15 protein-coding genes and 1 tRNA gene are annotated in these 15,708 nt (G+C 70.6%); 6 read left to right on the forward strand and 10 right to left on the reverse strand.

The window, feature by feature from the left end; all coding sequences use genetic code 11:
- The 4 genes from K206_RS0133365 to gloB form a co-directional block, all read right to left on the reverse strand.
- Window positions 1-1,811, reverse strand: a 1,811-nt coding sequence (locus tag K206_RS0133365; protein WP_020206641.1) for an FAD-dependent monooxygenase, incomplete at its 3' end; no start/stop codon positions are given.
- Between the two features lie 228 nt (window positions 1,812-2,039).
- Complete coding sequence (locus K206_RS0133370) at window positions 2,040-3,968, reverse strand: propionate--CoA ligase (protein WP_255359667.1); 1,929 nt, start codon at window positions 3,966-3,968, stop codon at window positions 2,040-2,042.
- A gap of 190 nt (window positions 3,969-4,158) precedes the next feature.
- Window positions 4,159-5,868, reverse strand: a complete 1,710-nt coding sequence (locus K206_RS0133375) for a transglycosylase SLT domain-containing protein (protein ID WP_020206643.1) — start codon at window positions 5,866-5,868, stop codon at window positions 4,159-4,161.
- A 161-nt stretch (window positions 5,869-6,029) separates the two neighbouring features.
- Window positions 6,030-6,833, reverse strand: coding sequence for a hydroxyacylglutathione hydrolase (gloB, locus tag K206_RS0133380; protein WP_020206644.1), 804 nt, complete (start codon window positions 6,831-6,833; stop codon window positions 6,030-6,032).
- A 10-nt stretch (window positions 6,834-6,843) separates the two neighbouring features.
- Here gloB and K206_RS0133385 point away from each other — a divergent pair, with 10 nt between their 5' ends.
- From K206_RS0133385 to K206_RS0133405, 5 genes are all read left to right on the forward strand, one after another.
- Entirely contained in the window at window positions 6,844-7,632 is a 789-nt protein-coding gene (locus K206_RS0133385) for a class I SAM-dependent methyltransferase (RefSeq protein WP_029044380.1), read from the forward strand.
- 85 nt (window positions 7,633-7,717) lie between these two features.
- Complete coding sequence (gene rnhA / locus K206_RS0133390; RefSeq protein ID WP_029044381.1) at window positions 7,718-8,158, forward strand: ribonuclease HI; 441 nt, start codon at window positions 7,718-7,720, stop codon at window positions 8,156-8,158.
- 50 nt (window positions 8,159-8,208) lie between these two features.
- Entirely contained in the window at window positions 8,209-8,940 is a 732-nt protein-coding gene (gene dnaQ / locus K206_RS0133395) for a DNA polymerase III subunit epsilon (protein WP_029044382.1), read from the forward strand.
- 155 nt (window positions 8,941-9,095) lie between these two features.
- A tRNA-Val gene (locus K206_RS0133400) sits at window positions 9,096-9,170 on the forward strand.
- A 239-nt stretch (window positions 9,171-9,409) separates the two neighbouring features.
- On the forward strand, window positions 9,410-9,733 hold the full coding sequence (locus tag K206_RS0133405) for a hypothetical protein (RefSeq protein ID WP_155888383.1): 324 nt from the start codon (window positions 9,410-9,412) through the stop codon (window positions 9,731-9,733).
- A 30-nt stretch (window positions 9,734-9,763) separates the two neighbouring features.
- On the opposite strand, the gene K206_RS0133410 is transcribed toward K206_RS0133405, so the two are convergent.
- The 4 genes from K206_RS0133410 to K206_RS0133425 form a co-directional block, all read right to left on the reverse strand.
- Complete coding sequence (locus K206_RS0133410) at window positions 9,764-10,879, reverse strand: NADH:flavin oxidoreductase/NADH oxidase (protein ID WP_020206649.1); 1,116 nt, start codon at window positions 10,877-10,879, stop codon at window positions 9,764-9,766.
- 124 nt (window positions 10,880-11,003) lie between these two features.
- Window positions 11,004-11,627 carry a TetR/AcrR family transcriptional regulator gene (locus tag K206_RS0133415; protein ID WP_020206650.1) on the reverse strand — a complete coding sequence of 208 codons (624 nt, stop codon included), beginning with the start codon at window positions 11,625-11,627 and terminating at the stop codon, window positions 11,004-11,006.
- 135 nt (window positions 11,628-11,762) lie between these two features.
- Window positions 11,763-12,761 carry a lipopolysaccharide heptosyltransferase I gene (waaC, locus tag K206_RS0133420; RefSeq protein ID WP_020206651.1) on the reverse strand — a complete coding sequence of 333 codons (999 nt, stop codon included), beginning with the start codon at window positions 12,759-12,761 and terminating at the stop codon, window positions 11,763-11,765.
- 101 nt (window positions 12,762-12,862) lie between these two features.
- Complete coding sequence (locus K206_RS0133425) at window positions 12,863-13,468, reverse strand: cysteine hydrolase family protein (RefSeq protein ID WP_020206652.1); 606 nt, start codon at window positions 13,466-13,468, stop codon at window positions 12,863-12,865.
- 145 nt (window positions 13,469-13,613) lie between these two features.
- Between K206_RS0133425 and K206_RS0133430 the strand changes: the two genes are divergently transcribed.
- A complete protein-coding gene (locus K206_RS0133430) occupies window positions 13,614-14,486 on the forward strand; it encodes a LysR family transcriptional regulator (protein ID WP_029044383.1) in 873 nt (290 codons plus the stop codon).
- A gap of 69 nt (window positions 14,487-14,555) precedes the next feature.
- Here the strand turns inward: K206_RS0133430 and K206_RS0133435 are convergent, their stop codons facing one another.
- Entirely contained in the window at window positions 14,556-15,146 is a 591-nt protein-coding gene (locus K206_RS0133435) for a TetR/AcrR family transcriptional regulator (RefSeq protein WP_020206654.1), read from the reverse strand.
- 133 nt (window positions 15,147-15,279) lie between these two features.
- Window positions 15,280-15,708: hypothetical protein (locus tag K206_RS44010; protein WP_020206655.1), on the reverse strand; the 429-nt coding region annotated here is incomplete at its 5' end.

A 15,708-nucleotide genomic window follows, 5' to 3' on the forward strand; every position in this document is an offset into this window, starting at 1 on the left:
GACAGCAGGTAGCCGTGCGCGCAGTGCAGCTCCAGCCAGTCGAAGCCGGCTTCGGCGGCGCGCCGCGCGGCGGCGGTGAAATCGTCGCGCACGCGGTCCATGTCGGCGCGCGTCATCTCGCGCGGCACCTGCGAGACGCCGGGCAGGTAGGGCAGCGGCGAAGCCGACAGCAGCGGCCAGTTGCCGCCGGCAAGCGGATAGTCCATCTGCTCCCAGCCGAGCTGGGTCGAGCCCTTGCGCCCGGCGTGGCCGAGCTGCATGGCGATGCGCGCGTCGCTGCTGGCGTGCACCAGGTCCACGATGCGGCGCCAGGCGTCGCGCTGGGTGTCGTTCCACAAACCCGGGCAGCCCGGCGTGATGCGCGCGTCCGGGGAAGTGCAGGTCATCTCCGCCACCACCATCGCCGCGCCGCCGAGCGCGCGCGCGCCGAGATGCGCCAGGTGGAAATCGCCCGGCACGCCGTCCACGCACGAGTACATCGCCATCGGCGACACCACCACGCGGTTCTTCAGCGTCACGCCGCGCACGCGGAACGGCGTGAACATCGGCGGCACGGGATGCGCGGCGGGCACTGCGGGCGCGGCGCCGCCGGCATGCGCCGCGGCCTGCCCGGCCAGCCAGCGCTCGAAGCCTGCCACGTAGGCCGCGTCGCGCACGCGCAGGTTCTCGTGCGAGATGCGCTGCGAGCGCGTCAGCAGCGAGTAGGCGAACTGCTCCGGGGCCATGCCGGCGTAGCGCTCGACGTTCTCGAACCACTCGGTGGAATTGCGCGCGGCGTTCTGGATCTTGAGCACCTCCACGCTGCGGCTGGCCTGGTAGCGCTCCAGCGCCCGCGGCAGCGCGGCGGCGCCGACGTCGCCCGCATCGCCAGCGGCGCGGATGTTGTCGGCCAGCTCGATGGCGTCTTCCAGCGCCAGCTTGGTGCCCGAGCCGATCGAGAAATGCGCGGTGTGCGCGGCATCGCCCATCAGCACCACCGGCACGCGGCGGCCGTCGGCCAGCGTGTTCCAGTGCACCCAGGTCTGGCAGATCACGCGCGGGAAGCGGATCCAGCTGGCCGAGCCGCGCAGGTGGGTGGCGTTGCTGATCAGGCGGTGGCCGTCGAGATGGCGCGCGAACAGGCGCTCGCAGAAGGCCACGCCCTCCTCCTGGCTCATCTGCTCGATGCCCGCGGCGCGCCACACCGGCTCCGGCGCCTCCACGATGAAGGTGGAAGTGCTGTCGTCGAAGCGGTAGGCGTGGGCCTGGAACCAGCCGTGCCCGGTCTTCTCGAAGGCGAAGGTGAAGGCGTCGAACAGCTTGTGCGTGCCGAGCCAGACGAAGCGGCAGCGGCGCGTGTCGATGTCGGGCCGGAAGGTGTCGGCATAGCGCGTGCGCACGCGGCTGTTGATGCCGTCCGAGGCGATCACGAGGTCGGCCCGGTACTGCTGCGCGAGCGCCTGGTCGTCGGCCGCGTCGGTCTCGAACACGAGATGCACGCCGAGCGCCTCGCAGCGCGCCTGCAGGATGTTGAGCAGGCGCTTGCGGCCGATGCCGATGAAGCCGTGCCCGCCGGAGCGGATGGTGCGCCCGCCGATGTGGACGTCGATGTCGTCCCAGTGGTTGAACGCCGCGTCGATCTCGCGCGCGCTGACCGGATCGGCCTGCCGCAGGTTGTCCAGCGTGGCGTCGGAGAACACCACGCCCCAGCCGAAGGTGTCGTAGGGGCGGTTGCGCTCGACCACCCAGACCTCGCTGGCGGGGTCCCGCAGCTTGGTCAGCAGGCCGAAATACAGCCCCGCCGGGCCGCCGCCGATACACAGCACTCGCATCTTCCGTCTCCTGCGTGCCGGCCCGGGAATGCCGCCGGCCGGCGAACTCGGCACATGCGATGCGCGACCGCGCATCTAGATCATGCCTAAATATTTTATGCCTAAAATATTAGCCCGCATGCCGGCGCCTGGCAAGCACAATCTCTGCGGCGGCGCAGCGGCGCCGCCGTCATCTCCGGCCGGGGCGCGGCATTCGCCGCCCCGCCCCGGCCAGCCCTGCCGTCCGCCTCAGCCCTGCATCGCCGCCTGCAACTGCGCCAGCGCGCTCGGGTCCTCGATGGTGGTGAGGTCGCCCGCGTCGCGCCCCTCGGCCACGGCCTGCATGGCGCGCCGCAGCAGCTTGCCGGAGCGGGTCTTGGGCAGCGCGCCCACGAAGAACACCCGCGCCGGGCGCGCCACCGCGCCAAGCTGCTGGTCCACGGTCTTCATCAGGTCGCCCTCGAAGGCCAGGCGGTCGGCCTGGGTGGCCGTGCGGCTGGCGTCGCGCGCGATCACGAAGGCCATCGCCACCTGGCCCTTGAGCGCGTCGTGCACGCCCACCACTGCCACCTCGGCCACCGCCGCGTGCGAGGAAATGCTCTCCTCGATCTCGCGCGTGCCGAGCCGGTGGCCGGCCACGTTGATGACGTCGTCGGTGCGCCCGAGGATGAAGATGTAGCCGTCCTCGTCCTGCACGCCCCAGTCGAACGTGGAATAGCAGCGGCGCCCCGGCACGCCGGTCCAGTAGGTCTTGACGAAGCGCTCGTCGTCGCCCCACACGGTGGTCATGCAGCCCGGCGGCAGCGGGCCGTCGATGGCCACCACGCCCTTCTGCCCGGGCGGGCATTCGGCGCCGGTGTTCTCGTCGACGATCTTCAGGCCGTAGCCGTACACCGGCACGCCCGGCGAGCCCAGCTTGGGCGGCAGCGGCTCGACGCCGCGCTGGATGGCGATGATCGGCCAGCCGGTCTCGGTCTGCCAGTAGTTGTCCACCACCGGCTTGCCGATGCCCTGCTGGATCCAGCTCGCGGTGGGCTCGTCGAGCGGCTCGCCGGCCAGGAACAGCAGCCGCAGGCTGGACAGGTCGTAGCGCGTGAGCCAGGCCGGGTCCTGCTTCTTGAGCACGCGGATGGCGGTGGGCGCGCTGAACATCAGGTTCACGCGGTACTGCTCCACCAGTTGCCACAGGATGCCGCCGTCCGGGCGCACCGGCGTGCCCTCGTACATCAGCGTGGTCATGCCGGCCAGCAGCGGGCCGTAGATGATGTAGCTGTGCCCGACCACCCAGCCGATGTCCGAGCTGGAGAACATGGTGTCGCCGGCCTTGCCGCAGAAGATGTATTCCATCGACGCGGCCAGCGCCACGGCATAGCCGCCGGTATCGCGCTGCACGCCCTTGGGCTTGCCGGTGGTGCCGGAGGTATAGAGCACGTAGGACGGCTCGTTCGATTCCAGCCACGTGCACGGCACCCGCGCCGCGCCCACGCGTTCGCGCCAGGCGGCGTAGTCTTCGTCGCGGCCCGCGGCCAGCGTCATCGGCGCCAGCTGGCGGTCCACCAGCAGCACGCGTTCGGGCTTGTGCGCGGCCAGCTCCAGCGCCGCGTCCAGCAGCGGTTTGTAGGGCACCACCTTGCCCGCGCGCGAGCCGGCATCGGCGCTGATGACCACGCGCGGCTGCGCGTCGTCGATGCGCGCGGCCAGGCTGACCGAGGCGAAGCCGCCGAACACCACCGAATGGATCGCGCCGATGCGCACGCAGGCCAGCATGGCGAACGCGGCCTCGGGAATCATCGGCATGTAGATCAGCACGCGGTCGCCCTTGACCACGCCCATCTGCTGCAGGATCGCCGCCATGCGGTTGACCTCGTCGTGCAGCTCCGCGTAGCTGTAGCTGCGGTGCTCGCCGGTCTCGGTGGACACGTAGATCAGCGCCGGCTGGGCCGCGCGCTCCGCCAGATGGCGGTCCACGGCGTTGTGGCAGAGATTGGTGCGCCCACCCACGAACCAGCGGGTGAATGGCGCGCGGCTGTCGTCCAGCACGGTGTCGAACGGGGTCTCCCATTCGATGCGGCGGGCCTGTTCGGCCCAGAAACCGGCGGGATCGCTCAGCGACCGGGCGTGAAAGGCACGGGTTGCCGTCATGGCTTGTCTCCTCCGCTTTGTCGCGGGTTGTGTGATGTCTTGCCGGCGGGCTCGATCGACGAATTCGCGATGCAAAGCACTAGTTTGCCACCACCGGCGGCGCTTGCAGTCTGGCCATGCCGCCTTACGCAAGACTTACCGGCCGCCGCGCGGCAAACAAAAAGGGCGTGCCTGCGCGGCACGCCCTTGATATAGCGCAAACCCGGTGCGGGCCAGGCCCGCGCCCTCAGCGCGTGTGCGCCTTGCCCGAGGCCTTGGCCGGGCCCGCCGTCCGGGCGGCGGGCTTGGCGGCGGCGCCCTTGGCCGTCGCCACCGCTGCCACCGCCGGCGCGGCCTTGGCGGACGATGCCCGCGCCGGCGCCTTGGCCGCCACGGCCGCGCCCTTGCGCGGCACCGCCTGCACCTCCACGCGCTGGCGCGCGCCGCGGCCGCCCTTGCCGGGCGCCGACGCGCGCACCGGCTCGACCGCGCGCACCGGCACCAGCGCCGACGCGGTCGACGGCAGCGCCGGCGCGCTGGCGAAGCGGCTCGCCGCCGGCACCATCACCACCAGGCTCTGCCCCGCCACCAGCTTGGTGCCGGACAGCTTGTTCCAGGACTGCACCTGGCCCGCCGACACGCCATAGCGGCGCGCCACCGTGGCCACCGTGTCGCGCCGCCCGGCGCGCACCACGATGCGGCGCGCGTCCGGCACGTCCGGCTCCACCGCCATCATGGCGCTCTCGGCCAGCGTGGCGCTGATGTCCTGGTTGTGCTCGCCCGAGCGCGGCACCACCACCGTGGAGCCGGCCTTGAGCCGCATGCCCTTGGGAATGCGGTTGATGTCGCGGATGGTGTCGGCGTCGATGTTCAGCCGCGCCGCCAGCGACTCGATGCGCTCGCGGTTGTCCACCGTCACCGCGGTCCAGCTCGACAGCCCGCCCCGGTAGGTGTTGAGGTTGTACTGGAAGCGCTCGGCGTTGTCGAACGGCAGCAGGATCTGCGGGTTGGCCGCGCCCAGGATCACCGGCCGGTTGAACGACGGGTTGAGCGCCTTGAACTCGTCGAGCGGCAGGTTGGCCAGCTTGGCCGCCAGCGTGACGTCGATGTCGCGCGAGGTCGTCACCGTGACGAAGTACGGGTGGTCCGGGATGTCCGGCAGCTTGACCCCGTACGACTGCGGGTTGGCGATGATGTTCTTGACCGCCTGCAGCTTGGGCACGTAGTAGCGCGTCTCGTTGGGCATGCTCAGGCTGGCGTAGTCGGTCGGCAGCCCGCGCGCCTGGTTGCGCGCGATGGCGCGCGAGACCGCGCCCTCGCCCCAGTTGTAGGCGGCCAGCGCCAGTTGCCAGTCGCCGAACATGTCGTACAGCCGGGCGAGGTAGTCGAGCGCGGCGTCGGTGGAGGCCAGCACGTCGCGCCGCTCGTCGCGGAACATGTTCTGCTTGAGGTTGTAGGTCTTGCCGGTGCTCGGGATGAACTGCCACATGCCGGCGGCCTTGGCGGTGGACTCGGCCTGCGGGTTGAACGCGCTCTCCACGAACGGCAGCAGCGCCAGCTCGGTGGGCATCTTGCGCCGCTCCAGCTCCTCGACGATGTGATACAGGTAGCGGCTCGAGCGTCCCACCATCCGCTCCATGTAGTCCGGCCGCTGCGCGTACCACTGCGTGCGGTCGTCGACCAGCGTGCCTTCCAGGTCGGGCATGGCGAAGCCGCGCCGGATGCGGCCCCAGATGTCGTTCGACGGGCCGCGCAGCCAGTCGAGGCTGTCGCTGTCGACGTTGATGACGGAAGCGCTGTTGATCGAGTTGAGCGGATCGGGCTTCGAGACAGCCGGTCTGGTTGCGGAGGCGGTCGCGGTGCCGCCGTCGGCGGCTTCAGGCGGCGTTGGCGTGCTGGCGCACGCTGCTAGCAGCGTGGCACACGCAAATACCGCCAGTAATCGACCAATTTTCATTAAGTTCTCAAATCGTGACGCTAAAAATTTGCCTGATGCTAAAAAAATCCGGCTTTCGCGTCAATGAAATTCTCCCCGCCGCGGCGGCGGGCAGGCCGGCGCGGCGGGCAATGGATGCGGCAGGCGCAGGCCAGGCAAAGGCTGGCGGGCGCCGCGCGCAATCAGCGGAAATTGTCCTTCCAGCCGCGCAGCGCGCCGAAGGCCGCCGCGTCGTCGCCGGCGGGACCGCCCGCGTGGGCGACCACCGCCCGGCGCACGCCGGGCTCGCGCGAGCGCAGGAACGGATTGACCTCGCCCTCCTGCGCCACCGTGGTCGGCACGGTCGGCGTGCCGGCCGCGCGCAGCGCCTCCACGCGCGCCTCCCACGCCGCCAGCGCGGCATTGTCCGGCTCCACCGCGCGGGCAAAGCGGACGTTGCTGCGAGTGTACTCGTGCGCGCAGTAGACGCGCGTGTCTCCAGGCAGCGCGGCCAGCTTGTCGAGCGAGGCCAGCATCTGCGCCGGCGTGCCCTCGAACAGGCGCCCGCAGCCGCTGGCGAACAGCGTATCGCCGCAGAACACCGCGCGGCCCGCGCCCGGCAGGTCGGCCACGTAGGCGACGTGGCCGGCGGTGTGGCCCGGCACGTCCAGCACGCGCAACCGCATGGCGGGATGGGCCACGTCCACCGCGTCGCCCTCGCGCACGGCCACGGTACGCCCGCCGATGCGCTCGCCGGCCGGCCCGATCACCGGCAGCGGCGCGCCGTCCGGCGCCGCCGGGTGTGCCGCCAGCAGCTCCGCCACGCCGCCCTGGTGATCGCCGTGGTGGTGGGTGATTACAATAGCGCCCAGGGCCAGCCCGTGGCGCGCCAGGTAAGCCTCCACCGGCGCAGCCTCGCCCGGGTCCACCACGGCGGCGCAGTGACCGTCGTGGATCGCCCAGATATAGTTATCCTGGAATGCGGGAATCGGCTCCACCTTCAACATGCGTGCTCCTATGTCCAAGCGTCCGATTATAAGTTGGGAAGACTGGCTTGCCTCGCCACCCGGGCAGTACATGCTGCAATGGGAGCAGACCCAGTACGACCGGACCGTCACGGACATCTTCGGCTACCACGCCGTGCAGCTCGGCCTGCCCCACATCGACACCCTGCGCGAGAACCGCATGCCGTTCTCCGCACTCGCGCTGGCGCCCGGCAGCGGCCCCCACGGCCCGCGCGCCCAGGCCGACGCGCGCCAGTTGCTGTGCCGCTTCGACGAACTGCCGTTCGAGACGCAAAGCATCGATCTCGTCACCCTGCCGCACGTGCTGGAATTCTCCGAAGACCCGCACGAAGTGCTGCGCGAGGTCTCCCGCGTGCTCATGCCCGAAGGCCGCGTGGTCGTCACCTGCTTCAACCCGATGAGCCTGTGGGGCGCGCGCCAGGGCCTCAAGCGACTCGGCGCCGACCCCTTCCTGCCGCACGACAGCCAGTCGATCGGCTTCGTGCGCATCAAAGACTGGCTCAAGCTGCTCGGATTCGATATCATCCGCGGCCGCTTCGGCTGCTATTGTCCGCCCTATCGCACCGAGCGCTGGCTGCAGCGCGCCGCCTTCATGGAAAAGGCCGGCGACCGCTGGTGGCCGATCTTCGGCTCCGTCTACATGATCTCGGCGGTCAAGCGCGTGCGCAACATCCGCCTGGTCGGCCCCGCGTGGAAGACCAAGCCCGCGCTGTCGCCGGTCGCCGCGCCGGTGGCCACGCCCACCGGCACCCACGGCAAGTCGCCCGGCGACGAGCACTGAACGCCACCGACTCTTTACCGAACAACCCGGCGGGCGCCGCCACAGGCCGCCCGCCCCAGCAGCGAACTCCATGTCAAGCAACGAAATCGAAGACGTCATCATCTACTCGGACGGCGCCTGCAAGGGCAATCCCGGCCGCGGCGGCTGGGGCGCCGTGCTGGTCGCCGGCAGCAACGAAAAGGAACTGTTCGGCGGCGAGCACAACACCACCAACAACCGCATGGAGATGACCGCCGTCATCGAAGCGCTGCGCGCGCTCAAGCGGCCCTGCCGCGTGGCGGTCTACACCGACTCGCAATACGTGCAGAAAGGCATCGGCGAATGGCTGCCCGGCTGGAAGGCGCGCGGCTGGAAGACCGCCGACAAGAAGCCGGTCAAGAACGCCGACCTCTGGCAGGAAATGGACAAGCTCGCCCAGGGCCACGACATCTCCTGGCACTGGGTGCGCGGCCACAACGGCCACCCCGGCAACGAACGCGCCGACGCCCTCGCCAACCGCGGCGTGGCCTCGCTCAAGCAACAGTAACCCACGCGGCGGCGGCCGGCCGCCGCGCCCCACCGGTTAGAATGCCCGCCATGCGACAGATCGTACTCGACACCGAAACCACCGGCCTCAACGCCGCCGGCGGCGACCGCCTGATTGAAATCGGCTGCGTGGAGCTGCTCAACCGCCGCCTCACGGGCCGCCACCTGCACTTCTACGTCCACCCCGAGCGCGACATCGACGAAGGCGCGATCGCTGTGCACGGCATCACGCTCGAATTCCTGGCCGACAAGCCCAAGTTCGCCGAGGTCGCCCTCGAGATCCGCGACTTCATCCAGGACGCCGAGCTGATCATCCACAACGCGCCGTTCGACCTTGGCTTCCTCGACATGGAATTCAAGCTGGTCGGCCTGCCGCCGTTCCGCGAACACGCCGGCAGCGTGATCGACACCCTGCGCGAAGCCCGCCAGATGTTCCCCGGCAAGCGCAACTCGCTCGACGCGCTGTGCGACCGCCTCGGCGTCAGCAACGCGCACCGCACGCTGCACGGCGCACTGCTCGACGCGGAACTGCTGGCCGAGGTCTACCTCGCCATGACGCGCGGCCAGAACTCGCTGGTGATCGACATGCTCGAAGGCGGCGGCGAGGAAAGCGGCGCGGTGGCCGCCGCCGACCTCTCCCGCCTGGCCCTGCCCGTGCTGATGGCCAGCGACGAGGAAATCGAAGCCCATCTCGGCGTGCTCAAGCAGCTCGACAAGGCCAGCGGCGGCAAGGTGGTATGGAAGGAACCGCCGCCCGAAACCGATGCCGCCCAGGCCGCGTAGACCGGCATGGGGCGCTCCGCGCAAGGGCAGCGGCAGCCCCGTGGATGTGCCGCACCACTTTTTTGAAGAAATTTCCAAGAAAGGGCTTTACAAGATACAGAGGTGCCGGCATAATTTCGTTTCTCTGCAGCACGGCAGCAACAACGCAGCAGCAGGGGTGGTTAGCTCAGCGGTAGAGCACTGCCTTCACACGGCAGGGGTCACAGGTTCAATCCCTGTACCACCCACCAGAATTCGGTGAAGAACGAAGGACTTGAGGCGACAGCCCAAGTCCTTTTTTCTTTGGTGCGTCTCCGGTGCGCCGCGCGCATGCGCAAGTCAATGGCCCGTGGCATTGCCGCGCCGCCGCCCGCCTGTCTTTCCAGAAATCCCCCACCCCCGGTTCAGATTTTTCCGCCTGAATCCGACCGCCACCTGCCGTAAATCTGGAACCGTCGCGCCGAAGGCGCATGCATGACGACGATCCGGAATGAAAAAAACATCTCGATGGATGCTCGCGGCCAGATGGCTGCTGACGCTGCTCCTCGGCTTTGTCAGCCTCCTGATGATCGCCGAGCTTTGGGGCAGCGCTTTTCCGCCGGACCAGGCCGGCGGCGTGCTCGGCCCGGTGAGCGCGCTCCACGCCCACCGCTCGCGCGAGCATTATTTCGCCGCCTGCGCGATCATCCTGGCCGCGGCCTTGTCGGCGTTGTGGGCGCTGTGGGCCACGCGGCGCGACCTGTGGCTGCGCTGCCTGGCCGGCGCGCCCGTCCTGACGATCTGGATACTGTCGTTCCTCAACAGCCTGGACTGAACGCGCATGCCGGCCAGCAACGCCGCCTGGTCAACGCTGCCCGAAGCTCGCATCGATGAACAGGTCCTTGTACTCGCGCGGCTGCGAGCGCCAGTACTGCTTGGGCGCGTGCACCTGCGCGCCGAGCTTGGCGGCGGCATGCCACGGCCAGCGCGGGTCGTAGAGCATGGCGCGCGCCAGCGACACGGCGTCGGCTTCGCCGTTGGCGATGATGGCTTCGGCCTGCTCGGGTTCGGTGATCAGGCCCACGGCGATGGTGGGCAGGCCCACTTCGGCCTTGACCCGCTGGGCGTAGGGCACCTGGTAGCCCGGCCCGAGCTTGATGGCCTGCGCTGGCGAGACGCCGCCGGTGGTGACGTGGATGGCCGCGCAGCCGCGCGCCTTGAGTACCTTGGACAGCGCCACCGTGCCTTCGATGTCCCAGCCGCCCGGCACCCAGTCGGTGGCGGAGATGCGCGCCCACACGGGCTTGTCGGCCGGGAACGCGGCGCGCACCGCGTCGAACACTTCGACCGGGAAGCGCATGCGGTTTTCGAGGCTGCCGCCGTATTCGTCGTCGCGCTTGTTGGCCAGCGGCGAGAGGAACTGGTGCAGCAGGTAGCCGTGCGCGGCGTGGATCTCGATGCCGTCGAGGCCCAGGCGTGCGGCGCGCTTCGCCGCGGCGACGAAGTCGTCGCGGACCTTGTCCATGCCGGCGCGGTCGAGCGCGTGCGGCGGGTCTTCGCCTTCGGCGTGCGGCACGGCGGAGGGCGCCACCGTCTTCCAGCCGCGCGGCTGGTCGGGGCGGATCTGCAGGCCGCCGTCCCACGGCGCGTGGCTGGAGGCCTTGCGCCCGGCGTGGGCGAGCTGGATGGCGATGGCGATCGGCGCGTGCGCGCGGGCGGCGGCGAGCACCTTGCCCAGCGCGGCTTCGTTGGCGTCCGAGTAGAGGCCGAGGTCCTGCGGCGTGATGCGCCCTTCCGGCGAGACCGCGGAGGCTTCGATGATCAGCAGCCCCGCGCCGGAGATGGCGAGCTGGCCGAGGTGAATCATGTGCCAGTCGCCGGCGGAGCCGTCCTCGGCCGAGTACTGGCACATGGGCGCGATGGTGATGCGGTTTTCAAGCCGCAGGTTGCCGATGGAGAGCGGCTGGAAAAGTTGACTCATGGGATGGGGTCCTTGTGGTCTGGGGCATGCACGGTGCTCGCGTGCGGGAATGCCGACCATTCTAGGACGCCTGCGCGTTTCGCGCCGGACGCGGCAACGGGTCTTGCCGCAACGGGTCCTGCCGCTATTGCGGGCGCTGCCCGCCATCCGCGGCCGGCAGCGGCGGCAGCCCCAGCAGGCCGAGCGTCGGGCTGACCGCGCCTTCGAGCAGCGCGCGCCGCGGCTCGATCCGCGCCAGCACGCGCAGGCCCAGCAGCACGGCCAGCAGGTGCGTGGCGGCGGCTTCGGGCGGCAGCGCCGGCGGGATCTCGCCGCTGCCCTGCCCCGCCGCCATGCAGCGCCGGAAGAACGCGCGCATCTGGTCCAGCTCGGCGACGATGGCGGCCTGCAGGTCCTCGTCGTCGGGCGTCGATTCCACCGCGGCGTTGACCAGCATGCAGCCACGATGCTGCTGGTCCGAGAGCGAGCGCTCGATCACCTCGGACATGAAGGCCGTGATGGCCGCGCCCGGCGGCAGCACGGATTCGACGCGGCGCATGCGCTCGTGCAGCGTGCGGGTGAGGTAGTGGTCCAGCGCGCGCCGGTAGAGGCCGCGCTTGTCGCCGAAGGCGTTGTAGAGGCTGGGTTGCGTCAGGCCCGTGAGCCGGACCAGGTCGCGCATGGAGGTGGCTTCGAAGCCGCGGGCCCAGAAAGCGTCTCCCGCGGCTTCCAGCACCTGCCGTTCATCGAATTCGCGGGGTCGCGCCATGAGGGTTCCTTGCCGTTTGCGTCGTCTGCTGCATCCGCCCCAAGAAACGGTCGTTTCCCGGCAGCCGGTACGGATCGATTATATATCGGACGATACACAACGCAAGCGCGGGGCCGGCGCGGCCCGGGCAAGCGCTCAGGCCGTGTGCGCGGCGCCTGCCTGACGGCTGCGCTCGCCCGCGGTGACATGATCGATGGCGTCGAGCACTTCCGCGACTTCCGGCACCACGCCTTTCGCGCCCACGGAGACGGACTGGCCCGGCGTATTGATGCCGAAATGCTGGCTGTCCGTCACCGTGAACAACATCACCGAAGGCTTGCCGAGCGCGTCGGCGAGATGGACGAAGCCGGTATCGGTGCCGACCACCAGCGCGGCGGCATCGACGCGCTGCGCGCATTCGGTGATGGTCATGCGCGGCAGCACTTCCGCGCCCGGGATCTCGGCGGCCAGCGCCTCGGATTCCGCGCGCTCGGCCGGCGAGCCCCACGGCAACTGGATCCTGTAGCCGCGCGCCGTCAGCTCCCTGCCGACCGCGATCCAGCGCTGCGCCGGCCATTTCTTGGCTTCGACCGAGGTGGCATGGAACAGCATCGCGCGCGGCTGGCCGTCGGCGTTGAGCGGCGTGGCCGGCGCCGGCACGCGCAGGGCGTAGTGCTCGGCCGGCTCGATCGGGTAGCCGAGCGCGTTGGCCACCACCATGCGCATCTTGTAGCGGGCCGTGGCGTCGCCGTGCGGCCCGAAGATCTGGGTGTAGGCGAACACGGCGCGCGCCTCGCCGAGATACTCGGCGGCGTAGCCGAGCCGGCGGCCCGAGCGCGCCAGCCACGCCACGATGGCGCTCTTGTAGACGCCGTGCACGTCCACCACCACGTCGTACTTTTCCCGGCGCAGTTGCCACAGCGCGCCGATGATGGCGCGCAGGTCGGCCCAGCTGCGCGACTTCTTGAAACCCCGCAGCGGCGGCGCGATCACGCGGTCCACGCCCACCGCCCAGCGCGGGATGTCCGCGCAGGAGGCGTCCGCCACCCAGTCGATCTTGGCCTCGGGATAGGCGCGGCGCAGGTCGGACACCAACGGCAACGTGTGGACCATGTCACCCAGCGAGGTGATCTTGATGACGAGAATGCGTTTCATGGGGCGGTCGGAATGGCTGAGGAATGGGGCCGGAGGGGGGCCGGCGAGGTCGTAGTATGCACCAGCCCGCCCCGCCGGCGCACCTCCGCCGCCCGCGCGCTTCAGTCCCAGGCCGCCGGGCCGGCCACCACGGTGGCGAAGCGGTCGTGCAGCGCGGCCAGCGCCGCGCGGTGGACCTCGGCCGCCGCCAGCGGCGCGCCGCCGAGCGGATCGGGCAGGTCGCGCGTGGCGCAGGCCGCGGCGACCACGGTGCTGCGATAGCCGTGGTCGAGCGCCGCGCGCACCGTGGCGCTGATGCACATATGGGTCTGGAAGCCGCCCACGATCAGCTCCTTGCGGCCAAGCTGCGCGAGCAGCGCGGCCAGCGTGGTGCCGGCGAAGCTGTTGGGCAGCCCTTTGGCCACGGTGTGCTCGCCGTCGCGCGCCTCGAGGCCTTCGATCAGCGCGGCATAAGGGCCTTCCGGGTCGAACGCGCCGCCGCTGCCGGCGCGGCCGTGATGCACCACGTGCACCACCGGGCTGCCGTGGCGGCGCGCGAGCGCCAGCAGTTCGGCGCAGGCCGCGACGGCGGCGGGCATGCCGGCCAGCGGCAGCTTGCCGTCCACGTATTCGCGCTGGTGGTCGACCAGCACCAGCGTGGCTGCCTGCCAGGCCGAAGGGGCGCGGCTGGCGCCGGCGAGGTCGAGCAGGGTGAAGGGTGCGGGCATGGTGGCTCCTTTTGATGTGGCCGCGCCGGCAGTCCGGTCGCGACGGGGTCCGGGCGGCTTGCCGGTGCCGCCGGGATGGTCGGTGTGCAGGCGATGATAGGGCGCGCTATGCTGTCCGGCAATTCTCAATCCGCTCACATCCGCCGTGCAAAAACGTTCACTGCATTGGGACGACCTGCTGACCTTGTCCACGCTGATCCGCACCGGCAACTACTCGGCCTGCGCGCGCGAGCTGGGCGTGACGCACGCCACCGCGATCCGCCGCGTGCGGCGGCTGGAAAGCGCGCTCGGCAAGCCGGTGGCCACACGCACCGACGGCGCCTTCGCGCTCTCGGCCGCCGGCCGCGCGGCGCTGGCGGCGGCGCAGCAGATGGAGCACTCGGCCGAGCGCCTGCTGCGCGCGGTGGAGGACGCCGGAGCCGGCGTCTCGGGGGTGGTCGGCATTGCCTGCACGGCGGCGCTCGGCAGCCATTTCCTCACGCCGCGGCTGGCGGCGCTGTACCGCGCGCATCCGCAGCTCGAAGTCAGGCTGGAGACCGACAACCGCGTGGCCAGCCTGGCGCGGCGGCGCGCGCACATCGCGGTGCGGCTGGCGCGCCCGCAGGAGAGCGACGTGATCGCGCAGCGCGCGGGCAGCATGGGCTACGGCCTCTATGCGCCGGCGCGGCAGCCGGGCAGCGGACCGTGGCCGGAGGAAGCCCTGGCGGCGGCGCCGCTGTGCGGCCTGCTCGACGAAGGGCTGGCGCTGCCGGAATCGGAATGGACGCGCCGCGCCGGCGCGCGCGCCGGCTTCCAGTCCAACAACATGCTGGCCGTGCACGAGGCGGTCTGCGGCGGGCTCGGCATCGGGCTGCTGCCGCACCATCTGGCGCGCGGCGACGCGCGGCTGGAACTGGTGCGCGACGTGCCCGAAGTGGTCAGGGAAATCTGGCTGGCCTATCCGCGCGAGTTCCGCGGCGCGTCGCGCTTCCGGCCGGTGATCGACTGGCTGGCGCACGCGCTCGCGGAATGTCCGTGAGCGCCACGCCGGCGCGCCACGCCCGACGCCCGCCGGGTGGCGGGCGTCGGTGCTGCGCAAGGCCGGGCTTCAGGCCGGCACGGGTTCGGCCACGGGGCCCGACACCGCCACCGTCAGCAGGTCGGCCGCGGCCTTGATCCGCTGCGGCGCGCCGAACAGCCGCGCCACCACCAGCCCGTTCTGCAAGGCGCCGAGCACGGCCTGCGCCATCGTCTGCGGCGCCAGCGCCGCGGGCTTGTGCTGCGCGGCCTGCACGCTTTCCAGCAGGCGCGTGAGCCACGTCTCGTTCACGCGGTAGAACTCCTTGAGCACGCGGTGCACCGGCTCGGGCAGCAGCAGCGCCTCGGTCGACAGCATGCCGACCAGGCAGATGCGGTCCCCGCCCGCCGAATCGAGCCACGGCTGGAGGAATTCGCGGGCCTGGTCCTCGGGCGGCAGGCCGGTGTCGATATGGCGCACGTGGTCGCAGATGCGGGCGCTGTACTCCGTCACCGCCGCCTGCACGAGGTCTTCCTTGGTCGGGAAGTAGTAATGGATGCTGGACGTCTTGACGCCCACGCGCTCGGCCAGGTCGCGATAGCTGAAACCATTGAAACCCCGCTGCCGGACCAGCACCAGGGTGTGCTCGAGCAGTTGTTCGCGTACGGATAGGGTTTTCATCTGGCATTTGTCCGCTGTTGGGCGGACCCTCTCGACTGTCAAAGCCAATCACGCAGCAAAAGACCGCGGATGGCGGCCCCTCGCTGCGCCCTTCCCCGCCCCGGGTCGCGGCAGCGGGGAACCGTCATGCCGCTCAGGCGTTGGCGCCTTCGGTGAAGACGTCGAACTTGCCGGTGCGGGCGCCGTCGGTGAAGGCGTCGCGGTTGCCGCTGCGAGCGCCGTCGGTGAAAGCGTCGCGGTTGCCGCTGCGGGCCGGGGTTGCCGACACGCCGCTGCGGTCGAGGCCGGCTACCAGCGCACCGTCGGTGAACGGGTCAGCCTTGCCGGTGCGGGCGCCATCGGTGTACGCATCACGGTTGCCGGTGCGGGCGCCGTCGGTGTAGCCATCGCGGTTGCTGATGCGCGCCGGCGTCGCCGACACGCCGCTGCGGTCGAGGCCGGCTACCAGCGCACCATCGGTGAACGGGTCAGCCTTGCCGGTGCGCGCGCCATCGGTGTACGCATCACGGTTGCCGATGCGGGCACCGTCGGTAAAGGCATCGCGGTTGCCGCTGCGCGCCGG

The sequence above is a fragment of the Cupriavidus sp. WS genome (assembly GCF_000395345.1).
Classification (GTDB): Bacteria; Pseudomonadota; Gammaproteobacteria; order Burkholderiales; family Burkholderiaceae; genus Cupriavidus; species Cupriavidus basilensis_B.

Excerpts from the sequence above, each read along its gene's own strand:
- K206_RS0133375 (WP_020206643.1), bottom strand. The coding sequence starts at position 5,868 with ATGAAAATTGGTCGATTACTGGCGGTATTTGCGTGTGCCACGCTGCTA.
- gloB (WP_020206644.1), bottom strand. The coding sequence starts at position 6,833 with ATGTTGAAGGTGGAGCCGATTCCCGCATTCCAGGATAACTATATCTGG.
- K206_RS0133385 (WP_029044380.1), top strand. The coding sequence starts at position 6,844 with ATGTCCAAGCGTCCGATTATAAGTTGGGAAGACTGGCTTGCCTCGCCA.
- dnaQ (WP_029044382.1), top strand. The coding sequence starts at position 8,209 with ATGCGACAGATCGTACTCGACACCGAAACCACCGGCCTCAACGCCGCC.
- K206_RS0133405 (WP_155888383.1), top strand. The coding sequence starts at position 9,410 with ATGAAAAAAACATCTCGATGGATGCTCGCGGCCAGATGGCTGCTGACG.
- K206_RS0133410 (WP_020206649.1), bottom strand. The coding sequence starts at position 10,879 with ATGAGTCAACTTTTCCAGCCGCTCTCCATCGGCAACCTGCGGCTTGAA.
- K206_RS0133415 (WP_020206650.1), bottom strand. The coding sequence starts at position 11,627 with ATGGCGCGACCCCGCGAATTCGATGAACGGCAGGTGCTGGAAGCCGCG.
- waaC (WP_020206651.1), bottom strand. The coding sequence starts at position 12,761 with ATGAAACGCATTCTCGTCATCAAGATCACCTCGCTGGGTGACATGGTC.
- K206_RS0133425 (WP_020206652.1), bottom strand. The coding sequence starts at position 13,468 with ATGCCCGCACCCTTCACCCTGCTCGACCTCGCCGGCGCCAGCCGCGCC.
- K206_RS0133435 (WP_020206654.1), bottom strand. The coding sequence starts at position 15,146 with ATGAAAACCCTATCCGTACGCGAACAACTGCTCGAGCACACCCTGGTG.